At 58.8% G+C, this 18,784-nt stretch carries 14 protein-coding genes; 8 read left to right on the top strand and 6 right to left on the bottom strand.

The window, feature by feature from the left end:
* Nucleotides 1-41: 41 nt before the first annotated feature.
* Entirely contained in the window at nt 42-284 is a 243-nt protein-coding gene (locus KUIN1_RS11110; protein WP_003315616.1) for a glutaredoxin family protein, read from the bottom strand.
* A gap of 57 nt (nt 285-341) precedes the next feature.
* Complete coding sequence (locus tag KUIN1_RS11105) at nt 342-1,412, bottom strand: acyltransferase family protein (protein WP_032653933.1); 1,071 nt, start codon at nt 1,410-1,412, stop codon at nt 342-344.
* A 247-nt stretch (nt 1,413-1,659) separates the two neighbouring features.
* On the opposite strand from KUIN1_RS11105, the gene KUIN1_RS11100 reads away from it, so the two are divergent.
* From KUIN1_RS11100 to KUIN1_RS11070, 7 genes are all read left to right on the top strand, one after another.
* Nucleotides 1,660-1,974, top strand: a complete 315-nt coding sequence (locus tag KUIN1_RS11100; RefSeq protein ID WP_003315618.1) for a DUF883 family protein — start codon at nt 1,660-1,662, stop codon at nt 1,972-1,974.
* Between the two features lie 4 nt (nt 1,975-1,978).
* On the top strand, nt 1,979-2,371 hold the full coding sequence (locus tag KUIN1_RS11095; protein ID WP_002553117.1) for a phage holin family protein: 393 nt from the start codon (nt 1,979-1,981) through the stop codon (nt 2,369-2,371).
* Nucleotides 2,368-2,724, top strand: a complete 357-nt coding sequence (locus KUIN1_RS11090; RefSeq protein ID WP_004408508.1) for a hypothetical protein — start codon at nt 2,368-2,370, stop codon at nt 2,722-2,724. The genes KUIN1_RS11095 and KUIN1_RS11090 overlap by 4 nt, the downstream gene beginning before the upstream one ends.
* 179 nt (nt 2,725-2,903) lie before the next feature.
* Entirely contained in the window at nt 2,904-4,235 is a 1,332-nt protein-coding gene (locus KUIN1_RS11085; RefSeq protein ID WP_004408510.1) for a deoxyguanosinetriphosphate triphosphohydrolase, read from the top strand.
* A gap of 249 nt (nt 4,236-4,484) precedes the next feature.
* The gene (locus KUIN1_RS11080; protein WP_004408512.1) at nt 4,485-4,877 is read left to right on the top strand and encodes a response regulator; all 393 of its coding nucleotides are present in this window, start codon (nt 4,485-4,487) and stop codon (nt 4,875-4,877) included.
* 357 nt (nt 4,878-5,234) lie between these two features.
* On the top strand, nt 5,235-5,861 hold the full coding sequence (locus tag KUIN1_RS11075; protein ID WP_004408514.1) for a response regulator transcription factor: 627 nt from the start codon (nt 5,235-5,237) through the stop codon (nt 5,859-5,861).
* A gap of 8 nt (nt 5,862-5,869) precedes the next feature.
* Nucleotides 5,870-9,490: a transporter substrate-binding domain-containing protein gene (locus tag KUIN1_RS11070; protein WP_080374727.1), complete on the top strand. Its 3,621-nt coding sequence runs from the start codon at nt 5,870-5,872 to the stop codon at nt 9,488-9,490.
* A gap of 87 nt (nt 9,491-9,577) precedes the next feature.
* Here the strand turns inward: KUIN1_RS11070 and KUIN1_RS11065 are convergent, their stop codons facing one another.
* On the bottom strand, nt 9,578-9,922 hold the full coding sequence (locus tag KUIN1_RS11065) for a YggL family protein (protein ID WP_003346101.1): 345 nt from the start codon (nt 9,920-9,922) through the stop codon (nt 9,578-9,580).
* Nucleotides 9,923-10,261: 339 nt separating this feature from the next.
* Here KUIN1_RS11065 and dacB point away from each other — a divergent pair, with 339 nt between their 5' ends.
* Entirely contained in the window at nt 10,262-11,728 is a 1,467-nt protein-coding gene (gene dacB / locus KUIN1_RS11060; protein ID WP_152091985.1) for a D-alanyl-D-alanine carboxypeptidase/D-alanyl-D-alanine endopeptidase, read from the top strand.
* A gap of 52 nt (nt 11,729-11,780) precedes the next feature.
* Here the strand turns inward: dacB and KUIN1_RS11055 are convergent, their stop codons facing one another.
* The 3 genes from KUIN1_RS11055 to rlmKL form a co-directional block, all read right to left on the bottom strand.
* On the bottom strand, nt 11,781-14,171 hold the full coding sequence (locus tag KUIN1_RS11055; RefSeq protein ID WP_152091984.1) for a sensor domain-containing diguanylate cyclase: 2,391 nt from the start codon (nt 14,169-14,171) through the stop codon (nt 11,781-11,783).
* Nucleotides 14,172-14,336: 165 nt separating this feature from the next.
* Nucleotides 14,337-15,956 carry a methyl-accepting chemotaxis protein gene (locus KUIN1_RS11050; protein WP_110392437.1) on the bottom strand — a complete coding sequence of 540 codons (1,620 nt, stop codon included), beginning with the start codon at nt 15,954-15,956 and terminating at the stop codon, nt 14,337-14,339.
* A gap of 513 nt (nt 15,957-16,469) precedes the next feature.
* Nucleotides 16,470-18,722 carry a bifunctional 23S rRNA (guanine(2069)-N(7))-methyltransferase RlmK/23S rRNA (guanine(2445)-N(2))-methyltransferase RlmL gene (gene rlmKL / locus KUIN1_RS11045; protein WP_011267439.1) on the bottom strand — a complete coding sequence of 751 codons (2,253 nt, stop codon included), beginning with the start codon at nt 18,720-18,722 and terminating at the stop codon, nt 16,470-16,472.
* Nucleotides 18,723-18,784 lie beyond the last annotated feature (62 nt).

Here is an 18,784-nt window from a genome sequence, read left to right as displayed (position 1 = left end):
TCCGGTAAATGAAAGGGAATGCAGCTCAACGACAAAGCAGCTCAGCGACTCAGAAACGACGCCACTTGAGGCGCATCAAATGGCCAGTCCAGCTCGTCACCGGTGTCGACTCGACGCAACACAGGAACGCGCAACTCGTAGCGTTCAAGCAGTTGCTCATCCTCGCAGATGTCGACCAGCTCAACCAGCAGGCCGTGCTCAATGGCAAACGGCAGTAAAACCGCTTCGGCAACCTCGCACAGCGGACATCCCAGGGTGCTGAACAGCTGGCATTCGGGGGGCATGAGTCAATCCTCGGCGAATCCTCGGTGAGCGGAAATTATTCTAGGCGCGCACCGGGATCACGTCGACACCCGGAAATGCGCCTTGCTGAACGCGTTGGCACGGTCCAGTACCGGTTTCTCGAAACAACGATAACCGACCCAGCCATAGCACACCGCCGCAGCCAGCATCAGCAACGCGAAAAACAGGTTGTCCAGATAGCTTTCGGGCCAGGCCCCCACCAGGCTCCAGACCCTGCCGATCACCCCCAGCACCAGCAGATGAGACAGATAGATCGTGTAGGACATATCGCCCACGGCAACCAGAAACCCGGGCACCAGCAGGTGTCGGCGTCGTTCGAGCAAGGCCAGCGTCAGGACCAGCACGCCGAACGAGCCCCCGACCATGAGCATGCGCAGCAGGCCCTGACTTTCATACAACCGGTAATAGCCGATCAGGGGCACCGCCGCCAACAGCGCGACACCGAGCAGTAACCAGACCGCAGCCGTCGGTACGCGGGCACTGTGGCGACCGTAAAAGAACAGGGCCAGCGCGGCGCCCAGCATGAACTCGAGGGCATAGGGATGCAGGATGATCTTCACTGCCGAGGAATAGTCCTGCCAGTCTGCCAGCGTATTGAACACCACGATGATCACGCCCCAGCCGCCGAGCAGAAACGGCAGACTGCGCTCGCGAAACAGCAGGAAGCCGGAGAACACCACGTAGAACCACAACTCGAACAGCAGCGACCAGGCGACCATCACCAGCAGCACCTTGTCGTTGGGCAACAACAGGAACGACATGATCAGGTTGGACGAGCCATGCCCGCTGTTGACCATGCCCGGCTGCACCAGATAAACCGCCAGGGTGATGAAAAAGTACAGCCAGTACGTGGGATAGATCCGCGATACTCGATTGAACAGAAAGCGCTGAGCCTCGATTGCGCTCTGAAAACGTCCACGGCTGACAATCACCATGACGAATCCGCTGATGACGAAAAACAGATCGACGCCCAGCTGAAAAAAATCGAGCCAGGGCGGCAGAAGGATATCGCCACCGGAAAACTTGCTCTCTACCGACATCATGTGAAACAACACAACGCCAAGGACCGCTACGCCCCTGAGCCCCTGCAGGGAATACAGCCGCTCCATGCCTCTCTCCATTCAACGGATGTCGCGCGCGCCAGGCCATCCCGTGGTCACGCGTGTGGAGCATAGCCAATGGCCAGAAATACGGAACCCCAATCTTCCAGTGCTTGCGGTTTTTCCTGGCAGATAGTTTTGGAGTAAGGTGCAGCGGCAGCGTAAAGCCTGATCGAACACGATACGGCAATCGAAGTGAACCTTCAGGAATCACCTGTACTCGAAACATTCATACGCCCACCAAACGGAGAACATCATGGCCCGCGAAACTGCACAGAATGCTCAGGAAATCCTGAGAGCCGACTTCCAGGTACTGGTTGCCGACACTGAGAAATTGCTGGCGCATACCGCCTCTCTGGCGGGTGATCAGGCCGATGAACTGCGCGCCCAGATCCGTGAAAGTCTGCTGCGTGCCAAGGAAACCCTGAAGACCACCGAAGACTCGCTGCGCGAGCGCGGCGAAGCCGCAGTGGTCGCCACCGAAGATTACGTTCAGAACAACCCCTGGCAGTCCGTCGGTATCGCCGCAGGTGTCGGCTTTCTGATCGGTCTGCTGGCTACAAGGCGCTAACATCATGACTCTGGGAACGGAATCAGCACCGCCCGAGGGAACTCCGGGCTCTTCACCGCGGCGCCTGGGCGCTGCATTCCTTGGCCTGTTGCACACTCACGTCGAGCTGTTCGGCATCGAATTGCAGGAACAGAAAGCGCGAACCGTCAGCCTGCTGCTGTTCGCCGGTCTGGCCCTGGTTTTCGGCCTGCTGCTGCTCACCGGGCTCTCGGCCTTGCTGCTGATCGTTCTGTGGGACAGCTATCGTCTGGCGGGCATCGTCGGCCTGTGTACGTTTTACCTGCTGGCCGCGATCTTCTGTGGATTGCGCCTCAAGGCAGCGATCTTCGACGAGTCCTCGCCTTTCCATGCGACCCTCGAAGAACTGGCCAATGACCGTGAGCGATTGATGCCATGAGTGAACCCAAGTCGCACCAGAGCAATACCCGTCGAGAACTGCGCAAGGCATTGATTCGCTTGCGCATGGAAATGCACCGCCAGGAAATTCGCCACGAATCGACGCAACTGATGCAGCCGTTGCAACGCTTTCGCGGCATCCGCCATGACTGGAAAAGCGCGCTGGGCTTTCGCCACGCGCCGCTCTGGGGCGTGGGCTCGGTGGCCCTGCTGGGCTTCCTGAGCGGTAAACGTGCCAAAACCGGACGTACCAGCCTGCTGGGACGCCTGTTGAAGCTGGGCATCACCTTGACGCCCCTGGTCAAGGTCGCCATGCAAGCACGCACCCTGCAGAATCGCAATCGCAAAGTCTGATTGCACCCTGCGTCTCGCGTGACCCAGGCTCGAATCTCCCGGCCTGAATGTAAATGCCTGCTCCGGTATTCCGGAGCAGGCATTTGTTTTTCTACGGGGCCTGATTTCATCAATGCGGCCCTTGCGGCAGGCGTGTCGAACCGGGAAGCTACGCCCCTATTATTGACGGAGTGAACGCATTGGATTGGCAAACACTGCTTAACCGCGAACGACTGGGCAAGACCCTGCACAGCCCCGAGGAACTGGGGCGCAGTCCGTTTCACAAGGACCATGACCGGATCATCTTTTCCGGGGCCTTCCGCCGCCTGGGACGCAAGACCCAGGTGCATCCGGTGTCCAGCAACGATCATATCCATACGCGCCTGACCCATTCGCTGGAAGTCAGTTGTGTCGGCCGCTCGCTGGGGATGCGCGTCGGCGAAACGCTGCGCTCTGCCCTGCCCGACTGGTGCGATCCGAGCGACCTGGGCATGGTCGTGCAGTCGGCCTGTCTGGCGCACGACATCGGCAATCCGCCGTTCGGTCACTCGGGCGAAGATGCGATTCGCAACTGGTTCAATCAGGCGGCCGGGCGTGGCTGGCTCGACGCGATGAGCGAGACCGAGCGCAATGACTTCCTCAATTTCGAAGGCAATGCCCAAGGGTTCCGGGTGCTGACGCAGCTGGAATACCACCAGTTCGACGGCGGCACCCGCCTGACCTACGCCACATTGGGCACTTACCTCAAATACCCGTGGACCGCCCGCCATGCGGACTCGCTGGGCTACAAGAAGCACAAGTTCGGTTGCTATCAGAGCGAACTGCCAATCCTTGAGCAGATCGCCGGCAAGCTGGGTTTGCCGCAGCTCGAAGATCAGCGCTGGGCGCGTCATCCGCTGGTTTATCTGATGGAAGCCGCCGACGACATCTGTTACGCCCTGATCGATCTGGAAGACGGTCTGGAGATGGACCTGCTCAATTACGCGGAAGTGGAATCGCTTTTGCTCGGGCTGGTCGGCGATGATCTGCCGGAAACCTACCGACAGTTGGGCCCGGGCGACTCACGACGGCGCAAACTGGCAATTCTGCGTGGCAAGGCTATCGAGCACTTGACCAACGCGGCCGCCAGAGCCTTCGTCGAGCAGCAGGACGCCTTGCTGGCCGGCACCCTGCCTGGCGACCTGGTCGAGCACATGCACGGTCCGGCCAAACGCTGTGTGCTCAACGCCAAGGACATGGCGCGCAAGAAAATCTTTCAGGACAAGCGCAAGACACTGCATGAAATCGGTGCCTACACCACGCTGGAAATCCTCCTCAACGCGTTCTGCGGCGCGGCCGTCGAACAGTTTGGCGGCAGGACACCCTCGTTCAAGCATCGACGCATCCTCGACTTGCTGGGTAACAGCGCGCCCGATCCCAAGGCACCGCTGCATACCTCGTTCCTGCGCATGATCGATTTCATCGCCGGGATGACCGACAGCTACGCCAGCGAAATGGCCCGGGAAATGACCGGCCGCTCCGGACAGATATAGCTTCCATCGACCAGCCCGCTGCCTGAATGGATACAGGCAAAAGGCTGGTCAGACTGATTGCCTCGCAAAACTCAGACAGGCCCTACATGCATGTCAGACGGGTCCTATCGCAGCTTTTCTTGCATCCCTCAATAATTCCAGCCACTTCAACTGCCATCCGGCACATCATCCATCCGCCTGCGATACTCACGGGTCCGCACGCCGCCTGCCGATGCCTGAACGCTTCGCCAGGGCCTTTCCGGAACGCTCATGTCCACACATAGCCTGCGCATCCTTCTGGTGGAAGATCACCCGTTTCAACTGATCGCCACTCAGGTGCTGCTCAACAACCATGGCTACTTCCTGCTGACTCCCGTGCTGACGGCGGCCGAGGCCATGGCCGCCATGCAACGCAGCGCGGAACCCTACGGGCTTGTGCTGTGCGATCAGTGCCTGCCGGACATGTCAGGCCTCGACCTGATCGACGAGGCCGCCCGACACGGCTGGCTGCGCCAGGCCATTCTGCTCAGCGGCTTGCCTGATACACAGCTTGAAAACCTGCAGCAACTCGCCCTGCAGCGCGATCTCCCCCTGCTCGGTTGCCTGAGCAAACCCCTGCACGGGCCCGACCTCAGCCGCCTGCTGGGGAACCTCGTTGACTGACGTCGGCCAGCCGGCTTTATTCGGCTTCAAATATGCCGGGCAAAAACAGGTACATGCCAGACGCCGGCAAACTGGATTGATTAATTCGACGTTCAGACCCGTAGGAAATCATCGGTCAACATGAATGATGATTCCAGAAAGTAATAAACATTCGGGGCAGCACTCGCCAAACACACATTGAAATAAGCGTTAACGTTTAAACACACTTATGTTCTACGTAGGCTTTTACGTACTCCGATACGCTAATTTTTGTAGGACTTTTCCTATATATGCCTGCCGAGCAAGTCTCTTTATGTGCCTGCCCGAACATCTGAGCTAAGGTGCGCGCTTTCTTCACTGCTTGTTATGGAATGGAATATGAACTCAGTTTTTATCATCGACGACCATCCGGTCATCCGGATGGCGGTAAGAATGCTTCTGGAGAACGAAAATTATGAGGTGGTCGGCGAGACCGATAACGGTGTCGACGCCATGCAAATGGTGCGTGAGTGCATGCCCGACCTGATCATCCTCGACATCAGCATTCCCAAGCTCGACGGCCTCGAGGTGCTGGCCCGCTTCAATACGATGGGGCTGCCCTCCAAGATTCTGGTGCTGACGTCGCAGACCCCCAACCTGTTTGCCATTCGCTGCATGCAATCGGGCGCCTCGGGTTATGTGTGCAAACAGGAAGACCTCAGTGAACTGCTCAGTTCGGTGAAAGCGGTATTATCCGGCTACAATTACTTTCCCAGTCAGGCGTTGACGTGCGCAGTTCGTGAAGATGGCCAGACCGACGAGCTGGAGCTGTTCAAGTTGGTCAATGACCGTGAACTGATGGTATTGCAGTTATTTGCCCAGGGCCGTTCCAACAAGGAAATAGCCAAGGGCATGTTTCTCAGTAACAAAACCGTCAGTACTTACAAAACGCGGCTTATGCAAAAACTGAAAACCAGAACCTTGGTAGAACTTATCGAGATGGCAAAACGCAACGCGCTAGTGTGAGAAAACGGATGTCCAAGCGCTTCAGACAATTATTAATACTGGCCACAAGCCTGTGCATAGGCTGGGGTGCTGAGGCCGGTGTTCATGCGGCCGATCACTATACCCTGCTCGGTCGCTCGAGTCCGGCGCACATGGACGTGAAACTGGACAATAACCAGTGGCAGTGGGTGCGCGGGCAACGCGAACTGATTCTCGGCACCTCCAACCCTGATTACCCACCCTTCGATATCACGATGTCGGGTAACGATTACGAAGGCATCACTGCCGATTACGCAGGGATCATCTCGGATGCGCTGGACCTGCCGATCAGGGTTCAGCGTTTCGAAACCCGTGATGCTGCAATCAAGGCCCTCGGCGCAGGCCAGATCGATCTGCTGGGCACCGCAAACGGTTTTGAAGCAGTCGATCGCACCATCAGGCTTTCACAGCCCTACTCGGTGGACCAGCCCGTCCTGGTCACCCGGGTCGGAGACAACCGCCCCCTGAACGAAGGCCTGAAAGGCATGCGGCTGAGCATGGTCTATCACTACCTGCCGCCTGCCGAGGTCGAAGCGTCCTATCCCGGCGCGACACTGAAGACCTATCCCTCTTTTCAGAACGCCATCAATGCAGTCGCCTTCAATCAGGCGGATGTGTTCCTGGGCGATACGATTTCCACCCAATACATCATCAATAAGGGGTATCTGAACAACGTGCAGATGTCGAATTTCGGCAAGCACGAGCCCAACGGCTTCAGCTTCGCGGTCAGCAGTGAAAACCCGCAACTGCTGGGCATCATCAATCAGACGCTGAAGGCGATCCCGGTTGATGAACGCGTCAATATCTCCAGACGCTGGAGCACGGGCAGCGACTTGATGCTCACCGACCAGAAGCTGCAACTGACGCAACGCGAGGAGCGCTGGATCGCTCAGCACCCGACCGTGCACGTAGTCGTCAACGAAGCGTATGCACCGCTGACATTCTTCGATGCCAAGGGCAACTTTCGCGGCATCACCGCAGACTTGCTCGAACTGGTACGTCTGCGTACCGGGCTCAGGTTCGACGTCAAACGCTCGCCCAGCCTGACCGACATGTTGAATCAGGTCAGCGAAGGCCAGGCAGACATGATCGGTGCGCTGGTGTCCAGTGATGCGCGCGAGGACCGATTGAGCTTCACCCGTCCCTACATCGACAATTCGTTCGTGCTGGTCACCCGCAAGGAACCGGGCGCCCCCAGCTATCTGGAGCAGATGGACGGCAAGCGTCTGGCAATTACCCAGGGCAGCCCGGTGCTCGACTGGCTAAGCCGCAAATACCCCAGGGTGGTGCCGCTGGAAATCGACAACCCGTTCCAGGCGCTGGACATGTTGTCACTGGGCAGAGCGGAAGGTGCGGTCATCTCGCTGCTCAGCGCAGACTATTTCCTGTCGTCCGGGATCTTCGAGGAGCGTTTGCAGATGACCGCCACCGTCGGCGAGGATCCGGCGCTGATTTCCATGGCGACCTCACGCAATGCCATCGAGCTGAGCTCGATTCTCGACAAGGCGCTGGCGAGCATCGCGCCGCAGGATCTGGCAGCGATCAACAACCGCTGGCGCGTCTATACCCCTTCACGCGCCAACTGGCATGACTATGAACGGCTGATCTATCAGATTGTGGTGGGTGCAGGCCTGTTGCTGCTGGGCCTGCTGGCATGGAATGCGTGGATGCGGCGGCAGATACGTCAGCGCGAAGCTGCGGAGCGGGCGCTGGGCGATCAGTTCGAATTCATGCGCGCCCTGGTCGAGGGCACGCCGCATCCCATCTACGTACGGGATCGCGAAGGTATGCTGCGCATGTGCAATGACAGCTACCTCAGGGTGTTCTCCGCGCAACGGGAAGACATCATCGGCAAGAGCGCTACCGAAGGGGTACTGGGCAATGCCTTCGAAGCCCGGGAATACGCTGCCGACTATCAGCGGGTCATGGCCAGCAATACCGCGCTGATCCTCGACCGCCCTCTGCGCATTGGCGATCGACAGTTGACCATCTACCACTGGATCCTGCCATTTCGCGATTCTCTGGGCGAAGTACAGGGCATCATCGGTGGCTGGATCGACATCAGCGAGCGTCGCCAGCTCATCGAAGACTTGCAGGCTGCCAAGGAACAGGCCGACGCCGCCAGCCGGGCCAAGAGCACCTTCCTTGCCACCATGAGCCATGAAATCCGCACGCCCATGAATGCGGTGATCGGCATGCTGGAACTGGCGCTCAAACGTGCCGATCACGGCGAACTGGATCGCTCCGCCATCGAAGTCGCCTACAGTTCGGCCAATGACCTGCTGGACCTGATCGGCGACATCCTCGACATCGCCCGCATCGAATCCGGGCGGCTGTCACTCAACCCCGAGCGTGCGAATCTGCGTCGGCTGGTGGAGGCGGTGCTCCGGGTATTCGACGGGCTGGCGCGGCAGAAGGACCTCGAGCTGGTGCTCGAACTGGACAGCAGGATCAACGCCGACGTACTGATCGACCCGTTGCGCTTCAAACAGATACTGTCCAATCTGGTCAGCAACGCCATCAAGTTCACCCCGATGGGGCGGATCAAGGTCGTACTGCTGGCAGCCGAAAGTCCGGACCCGCAACTGCTGCATCTGCACATCACCGTTCAGGACAGCGGCATCGGCATCAGTGTCGAAGACCAGCAACGTTTGTTCGAGCCGTTCGCCCAGGCCGATAACACCGGACAAATGGCGCGTACCGGCGCCGGACTCGGGCTGGTGATCTGCCGCAGCCTGTGCATGATGATGGGCGGCAACCTTTCGCTCGACAGCACGCCAGGGCACGGCACCCGGATCAGCATGAACCTGGTGCTGACCACACTTGAACCGCTGACCGGGCAGCCCGTCGTTGCGCAACCGGCAGCCGTCGTTCATCAGACCCTCAGAATCCTGATCGTCGACGATCATCCTGCCAATCGACTGCTGCTTTGCCAGCAACTGAGGTTTCTCGGCCATCACTGCGAAATGGCCGAAAACGGCGCGCAAGGGCTCGATCGCTGGAAAAACGATGCCTTCGATCTGGTCGTCGCCGATTGCAACATGCCGATCATGAACGGCTACGACATGACCGCTGCTATCCGCGAACAGGAGCGCGCCTGCGAGCGCCAACGCTGCCCTGTCTGGGGCTTCACGGCCAACGCGCAGCCTGACGAAATCGAGCGCTGCCGGGCGGCGGGCATGGACGATTGCCTGTTCAAACCCATCAGCCTCTCGATGCTCAGCGAACGGCTGACAGCCATTGCCCCGCTGGCGCCCGCACGTGCCCTGCCCTTCAGCCTCGACAGCGTCAGCAACCTGACCGGTGACCGTCCTGAAATGGTTGAACGCCTGCTCGCGCAACTGCTGCACAGCAACCACGAAGACCGGCTATTACTGGCCAGACTGATGCCGGAGAACAATCGCCAGAAAACCCGCGATCTGGCGCACAGGATCAAGGGCGCGGCACGGATCATCACAGCTTCAAGGGTGGTTGATGCCTGTGATGCGCTTGAACTGGCCTGCGAACCGGACACACCGGATGAGCAGTTCTACACCTGCCAGCAGACCGTCGAACTGGCCATGATCGAGCTTGAGGACGCGCTGATGCTGCAGCAGGCCAAGCCTGACTGAGCGTTAAAGACGGTATAGCGAGGGGGTGTACGAGGGGACGTGCGGGAACAGGCAAGGGAAGCAGGCGCTGGCCTGCTTCCCGTTACATCAGGCGGCCGGATTGATTTCCTTTTCCGGGTACCAGACGTCGATCAGCGGGCTGACAGTGACTTCTGTCAGTTCGCTGCGGCCCTTGAGCCAGGCTTCGACAGCAGCACGCTGCTCTTCGCTGACCGAGCCACGCTTGCTCAGGCAAACCAGACCGAAGTCGTCGCCGCCCACATAGCCAAGACCGTTGGCTTCCATTGCTTCTTTCAGGAAAGCGTCAAGGAAAGCATCGATTGCCTTGTCGTCCAGCTCTTGCTTGAAGTCCAGGTTCAGTTCAAAACCCAATTCCTGGAACTCGTCCACACACAGTTTTTTGCGCAGACGGCGGGAGCGGTTAGTGGCCATGGGACAATCCTCATCAATAAATATCGGGCGGCACTTTACCAGCTTGGCGATTTAAAAGCCCGACAATTGCGGCGTGGAGTGGATATCCGGCCTTGCGACGGCCATGGATACCGAATCAATAAAAAATAGCATTTACCGGCTTGCCCCCCGGTCACAAGCCTGCCCCGCTTGGGGCATAATGCGGCTCGTATCATGCGTGGCATTGTGTGTTACAAAAAAAGCCCGCCGCGCATTCACTACTATAGTTATCGAAATCGAATCTACATTTGCAATAGTTACCGAGGGTAATTCATCCATGCCCTCTTTTTCGTTTCCCTCTTTGCAGTAGGGTTTTAGTCAATGATCAAGTCGCTACGTCCATTGTTGCTCGCGTCACTCCTTTTGCCCCTGACCCTACCCTCCTACGCTGCCGTCATCAACACCACGCTGCCCCCCAAGGTTCAACAGGCCCTGAAAGCCAGCAAACTCGGCGATGACGCACTCTCGCTGGTGATGCTGCCGCTCAACGGCCCAGGTACACCGACCGTGTTCAACGCCGACGTATCGGTCAATCCGGCGTCTACCATGAAGCTGATTACCACCTACGCGGCCCTTGAAATGCTCGGCCCGACCCACCAGTGGAAAACCGAATTCTTCACCGACGGCACCCTGAGCAACGGCGTGCTGCGCGGCAACCTGTACCTCAAGGGCGGCGGCGATCCCAAGCTGAATATGGAAAAGCTCTGGCTGCTGATGCGTGACCTGCGCGCCAATGGTGTACAGCAGGTGACCGGCGATCTGGTTCTGGACCGCAGTCATTTTGTGCAACCGCAATTGCCGGTGTTCAACGATGACGGCAATGACGACAACAAGCCGTTTCTGGTCAAGCCCGACGCGCTGATGGTCAACCTCAAGGCGCTGCGTTTCGTGACCCGCAATGATGACGGCAGGATTCTGGTCTCGGTCGAGCCGCCGATTGCCAGCATTCGCATTGATAATCAGGTCAAGGCAAGCGCCTCGAAACAATGCACCGGGGATGTGCGCTACAACCCGGTCACCCAGGCGGATGGCAGCGTCAACGTGACGGTCACCGGCCAGCTGGGCAATGGCTGCAACTCACAGACCTACCTGTCACTGCTGGACCACCCTACCTATGCGGCCGGCGCAGTGCGAGCCATCTGGCAGGAACTGGGCGGTACCATTCAAGGCAAGGACCGCGTTGGCGTGCTACCCGGCAATGCCAAGCTGCTGGCCAAGGCCTTTTCCCCGGACCTGGTGGAAGTCATCCGTGACATCAACAAATTCAGCAACAACACCATGGCTCAGCAACTGTTCCTGAGCCTGGGCGAAGAGTTCCGCAACGAAGCTGACGGTGACGACGGCAAGGCCGCCCAGCGTGTCATCCGTCAATGGCTGGCGAAGAAAGGCATCACTGCGCCGCATTTGGTCATGGAGAATGGCTCCGGGCTGTCGCGGGCCGAGCGTGTCAGTGCGCGCGAGATGGCGGTGATCCTGCAAGCGGCCTGGCGCAGCCCCTATGCTGCCGAGTTCATGAGCTCCATGCCGCTGGCCGGCCTCGACGGCACCATGCGCAAGCGACTCAAGCGCACCCCGCTGCTGGGCGAAGCGCATATCAAGACCGGCACCCTGAATACCGTACGCGCGATTGCCGGCTTCAGCCGCGACAGCAACGGCAACACCTGGGCCGTCGTGGCGATCCTCAACGACCCGCGTCCGTTCGGCGCATCCTCGATACTCGACGAAGTACTGGTCGATCTGTACCGGCAGCCCAAGCTGACCAACACCACCGTCTCGATCCAGCAATAACCAGCCGATACCGGCCATCGGCAGACCCGCTATCGCAGCGGGTCTGTCTGCATCAACCCTGCTCGGGCTCGACCCGGTCGCGACCGGCCTGTTTGGCGGCGTAGACGCCCGAGTCGGCGCGCAGCAACATCTCGTCGATCCCCTCACCCTCTCGCCAGCTGGCGATCCCGAAGCTGCCTGTGACCACTTGGTCGACGCCTTCGATAGCCTGATTGCGCAGTTCCTCGCGCAGGCTCAGTGCCAGTTGATAGGCCTGGGCACCCCGCGTTCCCGGACAGATCACCATGAACTCTTCGCCACCCAGACGGCAGAACACATCGTCGCTGCGCAGCCGCTGGCTGATCTTTTCCGAGATGGCCTTGAGCACCTGATCGCCTGCGGCATGCCCGAAGCGGTCATTGATCCGCTTGAAGTGATCGATATCGAGCATGATGATCGACAGATTACCGCCGTGCCGGTCGATTCTTTTCAGCTCGGCCTGCATCCGGTCCTGAAAGTAGCGACGATTATAGGCGCCGGTCAGCACGTCGGTGACCGACAGCGCACGCAACTCCTGCTCGACGCGTTTGAGGTCGGTGATATCGGACACAAAGCCATGCCACAGCACGCTGCCATCGGCCAGGCGCTCGGGCGTGGAGGCCGAGCGTAACCAGCGCTGCCCCTTGCGTGGCAGATTGACGCGGTACTCCTGGCTCCAAGGTGTCAGGTGTGTGGCGCTGATCAGAATGGAGCTTCTGACCCGTGCCAGGTCCAGCGGCTGTATGCGTTGCAGGATAGTTTCGGAATCGCCCAGCAACTGCTCTTCGTCCACCTCGAACAGCTCGCACATGCCGGCGCTGGCGTACCTGAAACATGCGCTGCCATCGACGGCCAGGTGGTACTGGTAAATGCCGCCAGGCACTTGTGAGCCGAGCTTTTTCAACAACTGTCCCTGCTCGGCAAGGGCCTGGTTGACGCGCTTGTGCTCGGTGACGTCGATGCATACCGCCAGATACCCGGTCCACAGCCCCTGATCGTCACGCACCGCAGTGACCAGCATGTTCACCACCAGCGTGCTGCCATCGCTGCGCTGCAGGGTCCACTCCTGCGAAGGGTGATTACCATCCTGCACAGCATCGAGAAACATCAGTTGCGAGGCGCTGATGGGTTGCCCGCGGCTCTTGCTCATGCGGCTCGCGCGGGCCTCCAGATCGGCAGACTGATAAAAGTCCATCAGCCGGAACCTGCCCAGCACATCCTCTTGCGCATAGCCGAGCATTTTCTGTGCTCCGACGTTGAACGTCTTGATCAGCCCGTCCAGATCGGTGGCGATGATCGCCACTTCGGTCGCCGCGTCCAGCACACTGCGCAACTGCCCATGCGCGGCCCTCAATTGGTGCTCGCGCTGGCGCAGCTCGCGGGTGCGCTGCGCCACCCGTTGCAAGGCGCGCTGACGCTGGCTGATCAGACTGTAGAGCAAGGCGCTGAGCATCAGGCTCAAAAGCCCTCCAAGCCACAACACCCGGCCGGGCATCATGATCTGGTTGTTCAGGCTGAAAATCTGCGTAGGGCGAACCTCGACCAGATAATCCCTGTCACCCAGGTTCAGCAGGCTGCTGGCATACAACTGATTGTGTATCGCAGGGAGCGGCGACTGATAAACCTGCTCGGGCTTTTCCGGCGAACTGAGGTCGAGCATGGTCACGGCAAGATTGTCCTGCTCTGCCGTGCGCACATTCATCAATTGCGTCAGGCTGATCACGGCGGTGACATAGCCCCGCAACTGTGGAACCGGCTGGCCAGTCGAGAACACCGGCGCGACCAGCAGAATGCCATACGTGTCCGACGGCTCCAGGGAAAGCAGGCGGATACGAGGCGTTGCGACGGTTCGTTTCAGCAACCGCGCACGCTCCAGCGCGGCACGGCGTACCGGCTCCGAGGCGATATCGAACCCTGCTGGCGTCGGAATGTCACTGAGCGTCTGGATGAATCGAACCGGGAAATACTCATTTCGCACGGCGGCGGCTTTCAAGGCGCCGTTTTCATCCATTTCGCTTATGGCATACGCGGCTGAGCCTTCCTCACGCAACTGTCTTTCAAAAGCCGTCCGTTCGGCCTGCGACACTCTAGGGTTCCAGGCATACGCCTGGGTACCAATCAGTAACGGCGCGACAAAGCCGTTGAATTCGGACAGTTCAACCTGATGGGAGTAGATAAAGAAGCGAGCGAGGGTGTCGAGCCGGGTAGTCTGCCGGTCCAGACGCTCCTGCAGGCGACTGAAGCGCTCCGCGGCAACAGTATCGAAACGCTGATGCAACTGGCGCTGATACAACTCGTTGTCGGCCAGCGCCAGCATGATCGTAAGTGCCACGCCGACCAGCAATGCCACGACAGCGATAAGCCACGCTGAAAGCTGGCCATTGATGAAACTCAGAACTCTGAGCTTGAACCGTTTCACTGTCATACACACAAACTCATGACGCCAACATACGGAAGCGTCAGGCTGGCTATGACTTCTGTTATAGCTATTCGCCAATAATTTTCATAGGCTTATGACTGTTTCATGATGGTCCGTTGGTCTGTCCGCAAGCTTGAAGACATGGCTTCGCCTTGCGGACAGCCAATCAAGTTACATCTTGAATCGTGTAACGACGCCATTCATTTCAATGGCCAGTCTCGACAGTTCGCCACTGGCAAGGGAAGTCTGATTGGCGCCCTCGGTACTCTGCACGGAAAGGTCGCGAATGCTGATCAGATTGTGGTCGATGGAACGGGCCACCTGCGCCTGCTCTTCGGAGGCCGTAGCGATCAGCGTGTTCATGTCATTGATTTCTTCGATACGCCGGGCAATCTCGTCAAGCGCCACACCGGCCTCATGTGCAACCCCCAGAGTATTCTGCGCGCCCATGCAACTTTCCTGCATCGACCGGGTGGCTTGTTCGGAGCCCTCTAGAACGGCGCTGATCATTTGCTCGATTTCCTGGGTGGACTGCTGGGTGCGATGCGCCAGTGCCCGGACCTCATCCGCCACCACCGCAAAACCACGGCCCTGCTCGCCGGCACGAGCGGCTTCAATAGCGGCATTGAGGGCAAGCAGGTTGGTTTGCTCGGCGATAGTACGGATCACCGCCAGAACTTTGCTGATGTCGTTGGATTGCCCGGCCAGACGCTGCACGTCGGCACTGGTGGCAAGCACCGTGGCGCTCAGTTTTTCGATCGCGGTGACGGTACTGGCCACTCGCTCAGCCCCGCGCACGGTGGAGGCGTTGGATTCTTTCGCTGCGTCAGACGCAGCTGCTGCGTTGCGTGCGACCTCATCGACCGCTGCGGTCATTTCGTTGACCGCCGTGGCGGCCTGCTCGATCTCCTGATTCTGACGACCCAACCCGGTGCTGGACTGCACGGTGATGGAGTTCATTTCTTCGGCAGCGGAAGCCAGTTGCTGTGACGAGTTGCCGATCAGGCCAATGGTTTGTCGCAGGTTCTTCTGCATGGCCAGTGTCGCGCGTTGCAGCTCGGAAAACTCATCGTCACCGGTGACCGGAATATCGCCACGAAGATCACCGCTGGCAATACGCTCATTGACCGACAACAATGATTTCAAAGGCGTGACAATACTGCGCGTCAACAGAATCGCGAGAAATATGGTAATAATCAATGACACTATAATAATAACCACTGTGAACATAAAACCACTTTCATAGGCGGCTTCTGCACGCACACTCAGTTGATCGGCCTGATCAATATTCATCTGCACCAACGCATCGATGGCGGTCTGCAACTCACCGGTGACGGGCACTATATTGGTGTCGGTAAACGTCACCGCATCAGCGTTGGCACCTTTCTGAATCAATTCGAGCACCGTATCCAGAAGTGACGCAAACTTCTGGGCGGACGCAGTGACGGTTTGATAGAGACTTGCCTCATCGGCAGCGCTTGCCAGCGGCGCATATGCAGCAGATTGTTTGAGCATGTCTTCTCGCGCAGCTTTCAATCGAGTCACGGTAATTGTCTGAGCCTGCGGGTCAGTCTGTGCAATCAATCGCCGGGCATCCAGTCGCAAACGCAGCGTGGCGCTGCTTATTTTGTTAGCCTGTATGATGCTGGCCATCGCGTCCTTTTCCAGCGATTCCATGCTGGCCCGTAACTCGCCCATTTTCCATAGCGCGATCCCTCCCAGCGCGATGAGCAGGCAGGTGATCAGCATAAAGCTCATCCCGGCACGAACAGCGACCTTGACGTTTCTCATCTTGTTACCTTCGGAGGTGGGTACGGCGTGGACAATCTCGGAACACAGTCGATACCTTCAGTCGCCCGATTGAACAGGGACGTCACTCAAGAGGTCGACAATTGAAATTCGATATACCGCTTTCCCGAGGAAATCATATCGGGAATAAAAGTGCACAATCCGAGGAAACGAAAACAGACAAGAGATGCAATAAGACAGCAATTGCATAACCGTAGGATTACGACTGAAATACTAAAAACTAAAGTGTATAGCCATCTGATATCACGAGTATAACACCGCGCAACTCCGTGCAATGCAAAAGCTTCAGCCTTTGTGAAATAAATTTCATCAAAGTCCATACGCTCAGGCTTTTCACATCAACTTATTGATTAATATGCCGTTTATACGCAACCACAAATCGGGCATTTGCCCAGGGCTCAAATGCGTTTGAGCACACGGGCATGCAAACGAGTGCAGGAAGTGTCGCGAGGCGCGATGACCGGACCGTTACCGATCGGTTCATCGCGCACCGGATCAGCTACGCGCCATGATTTTCCAGGCGCGGTGGATCTTGCCGTTACGGGCAAAGTCCTGGTCGATGGTGTGCGCGGTAATGTCCTCGACCGCATAACGCTGACTCAGGTTTTCATCGAGCACAAACTTGCGGAAGTTGTTGGAGAAGTACAACACGCCCCCCGGCGCCAGACGCGCCATGGCCAGATCGATCAGCTCGACCTGATCACGCTGGACATCAAAAATGCCTTCCATGCGCTTGGAGTTGGAGAACGTCGGCGGGTCGATGAAGATCAGGTCGTACTCGTCGCGGTTGGCCTGCAGCCAGGCCATCACGTCGCCCTGCTCCAGACGATTCTTGTCGGAGAAACCGTTCAGCGACAGGTTACGACGCGCCCAGTCCAGATAGGTCCGCGACAGGTCGACGCTGGTGGTGCTGCGCGCACCGCCCTTGGCAGCATGCACACTGGCCGTCGCCGTATAGGCAAACAGGTTCAGGAAGCGCTTGCCCGACGCTTCGCGCTGAATACGCATGCGCATCGGCCGGTGATCGAGAAACAGCCCGGTGTCCAGGTAGTCGGTCAGATTGACCAGCAACTTGACGCCGCCTTCGCTGACTTCCAGAAACTGGCCCTGAGCACTCTGGCGCTCGTACTGTTTGGTGCCGCTCTGACGCTCGCGACGCTTGATCACCACGCGGTTCTTGTCGATGTTCAGTGCTTGCGGAATGGCCGCCAGCGCATCGAACAGCCGCGCTGACGCCTTTTCCGGATCAATGGACTTGGGTGCTGCGTATTCCTGAACATGCACCCAGTCGTGATACAGATCGATCGCCAGCGAGTATTCAGGCATGTCGGCGTCATACACGCGGTAGCAATCGATCCCTTCGCGACGCACCCACTTGCCCATCAGCTTGAGGTTCTTTTGCAGGCGATTGGCAAACATCTGCCCGCCTTCGCTCAGGCGCGCCTGTTCGACCACCACCGGTTCCGGCTTGATCGGGTTGCCGTTCTTGTTGAGTTTGCGCTCAACGACTTCAACCTCGACAGGGTTTTCGCGTTCGATCTGACGCTGCTCGGGGGTGCGTCGCTCGCCGGTCACGAACTGGTCAGGCGTGACCTTGATCAGCAGCAGCTTGCACGGCAAGGCGCCGTTCCAGAACGAATACTGTTTGTGGCTGCGAATACCCATGCGCTTGCCCAGGTCCGGCGCGCCGGTGAACACCGCAGCTTCCCAGTTAAGGCACGCCTGACGCAGGCGCTCGCCAAGGTTCTGGTAGAGATACAGCAGACTGGCTTCATCTCCCAGACGCTCGCCGTACGGAGGGTTGCAGATCACCAGGCCTTTCTGATTCTGATCGGGACGCGGCTCGAAGGTCGCGACTTCGCCCTGATAGACCTTGATCCAGTCGCTCAGGCCGGCACGCTCGATGTTATTGCGCCCAGGCTGGATCAGTCGAGGATCGGCCTCGTAACCGCGAATCCATGAAGGTGTCTTGGCCAACCCGGCTTCGGCGCGGGCCAGTGCTTCGTCGTGCAGCTTGCGCCACAGCGCCGGGACATGACCCAGCCAGGCCGAGAAGCCCCAGCGTTCACGCTTGATGTTCGGCGCGATGTCGGCGGCGATCATCCCGGCCTCGACCAGGAAGGTACCGACACCGCACATCGGGTCAGCCAGCGCGCCGCCCTCGGCAGCAATACGCGGCCAGCCAGCGCGGATCAGAATGGCGGCGGCGAGGTTTTCCTTCAGCGGTGCAGCGCCCTGCTGCAGACGGTAACCGCGCTGGTGCAGGCTGTGCCCGGACAGGTCGAGGGACAGAATGGCCTCACCGCGATCCAGACGCAGGTGCACGCGCAAATCGGGGTTGATCTTGTCAACCGAAGGGCGCTCGCCATCCGGGGTGCGCAGCTTGTCGACGATCGCATCCTTGACCTTCAGTGCACCGAAATGGGTGTTGTCGATGCCCGAACCATGACCACTGAATTCCACCGCAATGGTGCCGTCGGATTCGAGATGATCCTGCCACTCGACATCCAGTACGCCGTGGTACAGGTCTTCGGCATCCTTCATCGGGAAGCGCTTGAGCACCAGCAACACGCGGTTGGCCAAGCGCGACCAGAGACACAGCCGGTAAGCGGTCTCCATGTCCGCCGAGCCGCGAATGGCTGAGGTGTGTTCACGGGTCTCTTGCAGACCCAGCGCAGTGGCTTCCTCGGCAAGCAGGCCTTCAAGGCCTTTGGGGCAAGTGAGGAAAAGTTCGTAGCGATCCGACATGTGTATTCCAGGGCCTGAGCCGTCTGCGGCGGGCAACGCATTGCCCTGCCAGATTTGAACAG

This window comes from Pseudomonas sp. KUIN-1 (assembly GCF_009176725.1).
In the GTDB taxonomy this organism is placed as follows: Bacteria; Pseudomonadota; Gammaproteobacteria; order Pseudomonadales; family Pseudomonadaceae; genus Aquipseudomonas; species Aquipseudomonas fragariae.
This window is presented reverse-complemented; position numbering and strand designations above follow the sequence as displayed.

What these genes read in the sequence shown, in the direction of transcription:
- KUIN1_RS11050 (WP_110392437.1), bottom strand. Translation starts at nt 15,956, where the DNA reads ATGAGAAACGTCAAGGTCGCTGTTCGTGCCGGGATGAGCTTTATGCTG.
- rlmKL (WP_011267439.1), bottom strand. Translation starts at nt 18,722, where the DNA reads ATGTCGGATCGCTACGAACTTTTCCTCACTTGCCCCAAAGGCCTTGAA.
- KUIN1_RS11095 (WP_002553117.1), top strand. Translation starts at nt 1,979, where the DNA reads ATGACTCTGGGAACGGAATCAGCACCGCCCGAGGGAACTCCGGGCTCT.
- KUIN1_RS11055 (WP_152091984.1), bottom strand. Translation starts at nt 14,171, where the DNA reads ATGACAGTGAAACGGTTCAAGCTCAGAGTTCTGAGTTTCATCAATGGC.
- KUIN1_RS11100 (WP_003315618.1), top strand. Translation starts at nt 1,660, where the DNA reads ATGGCCCGCGAAACTGCACAGAATGCTCAGGAAATCCTGAGAGCCGAC.
- KUIN1_RS11075 (WP_004408514.1), top strand. Translation starts at nt 5,235, where the DNA reads ATGAACTCAGTTTTTATCATCGACGACCATCCGGTCATCCGGATGGCG.
- KUIN1_RS11070 (WP_080374727.1), top strand. Translation starts at nt 5,870, where the DNA reads ATGTCCAAGCGCTTCAGACAATTATTAATACTGGCCACAAGCCTGTGC.
- KUIN1_RS11080 (WP_004408512.1), top strand. Translation starts at nt 4,485, where the DNA reads ATGTCCACACATAGCCTGCGCATCCTTCTGGTGGAAGATCACCCGTTT.
- KUIN1_RS11090 (WP_004408508.1), top strand. Translation starts at nt 2,368, where the DNA reads ATGAGTGAACCCAAGTCGCACCAGAGCAATACCCGTCGAGAACTGCGC.
- KUIN1_RS11105 (WP_032653933.1), bottom strand. Translation starts at nt 1,412, where the DNA reads ATGGAGCGGCTGTATTCCCTGCAGGGGCTCAGGGGCGTAGCGGTCCTT.
- dacB (WP_152091985.1), top strand. Translation starts at nt 10,262, where the DNA reads ATGATCAAGTCGCTACGTCCATTGTTGCTCGCGTCACTCCTTTTGCCC.
- KUIN1_RS11110 (WP_003315616.1), bottom strand. Translation starts at nt 284, where the DNA reads ATGCCCCCCGAATGCCAGCTGTTCAGCACCCTGGGATGTCCGCTGTGC.
- KUIN1_RS11065 (WP_003346101.1), bottom strand. Translation starts at nt 9,922, where the DNA reads ATGGCCACTAACCGCTCCCGCCGTCTGCGCAAAAAACTGTGTGTGGAC.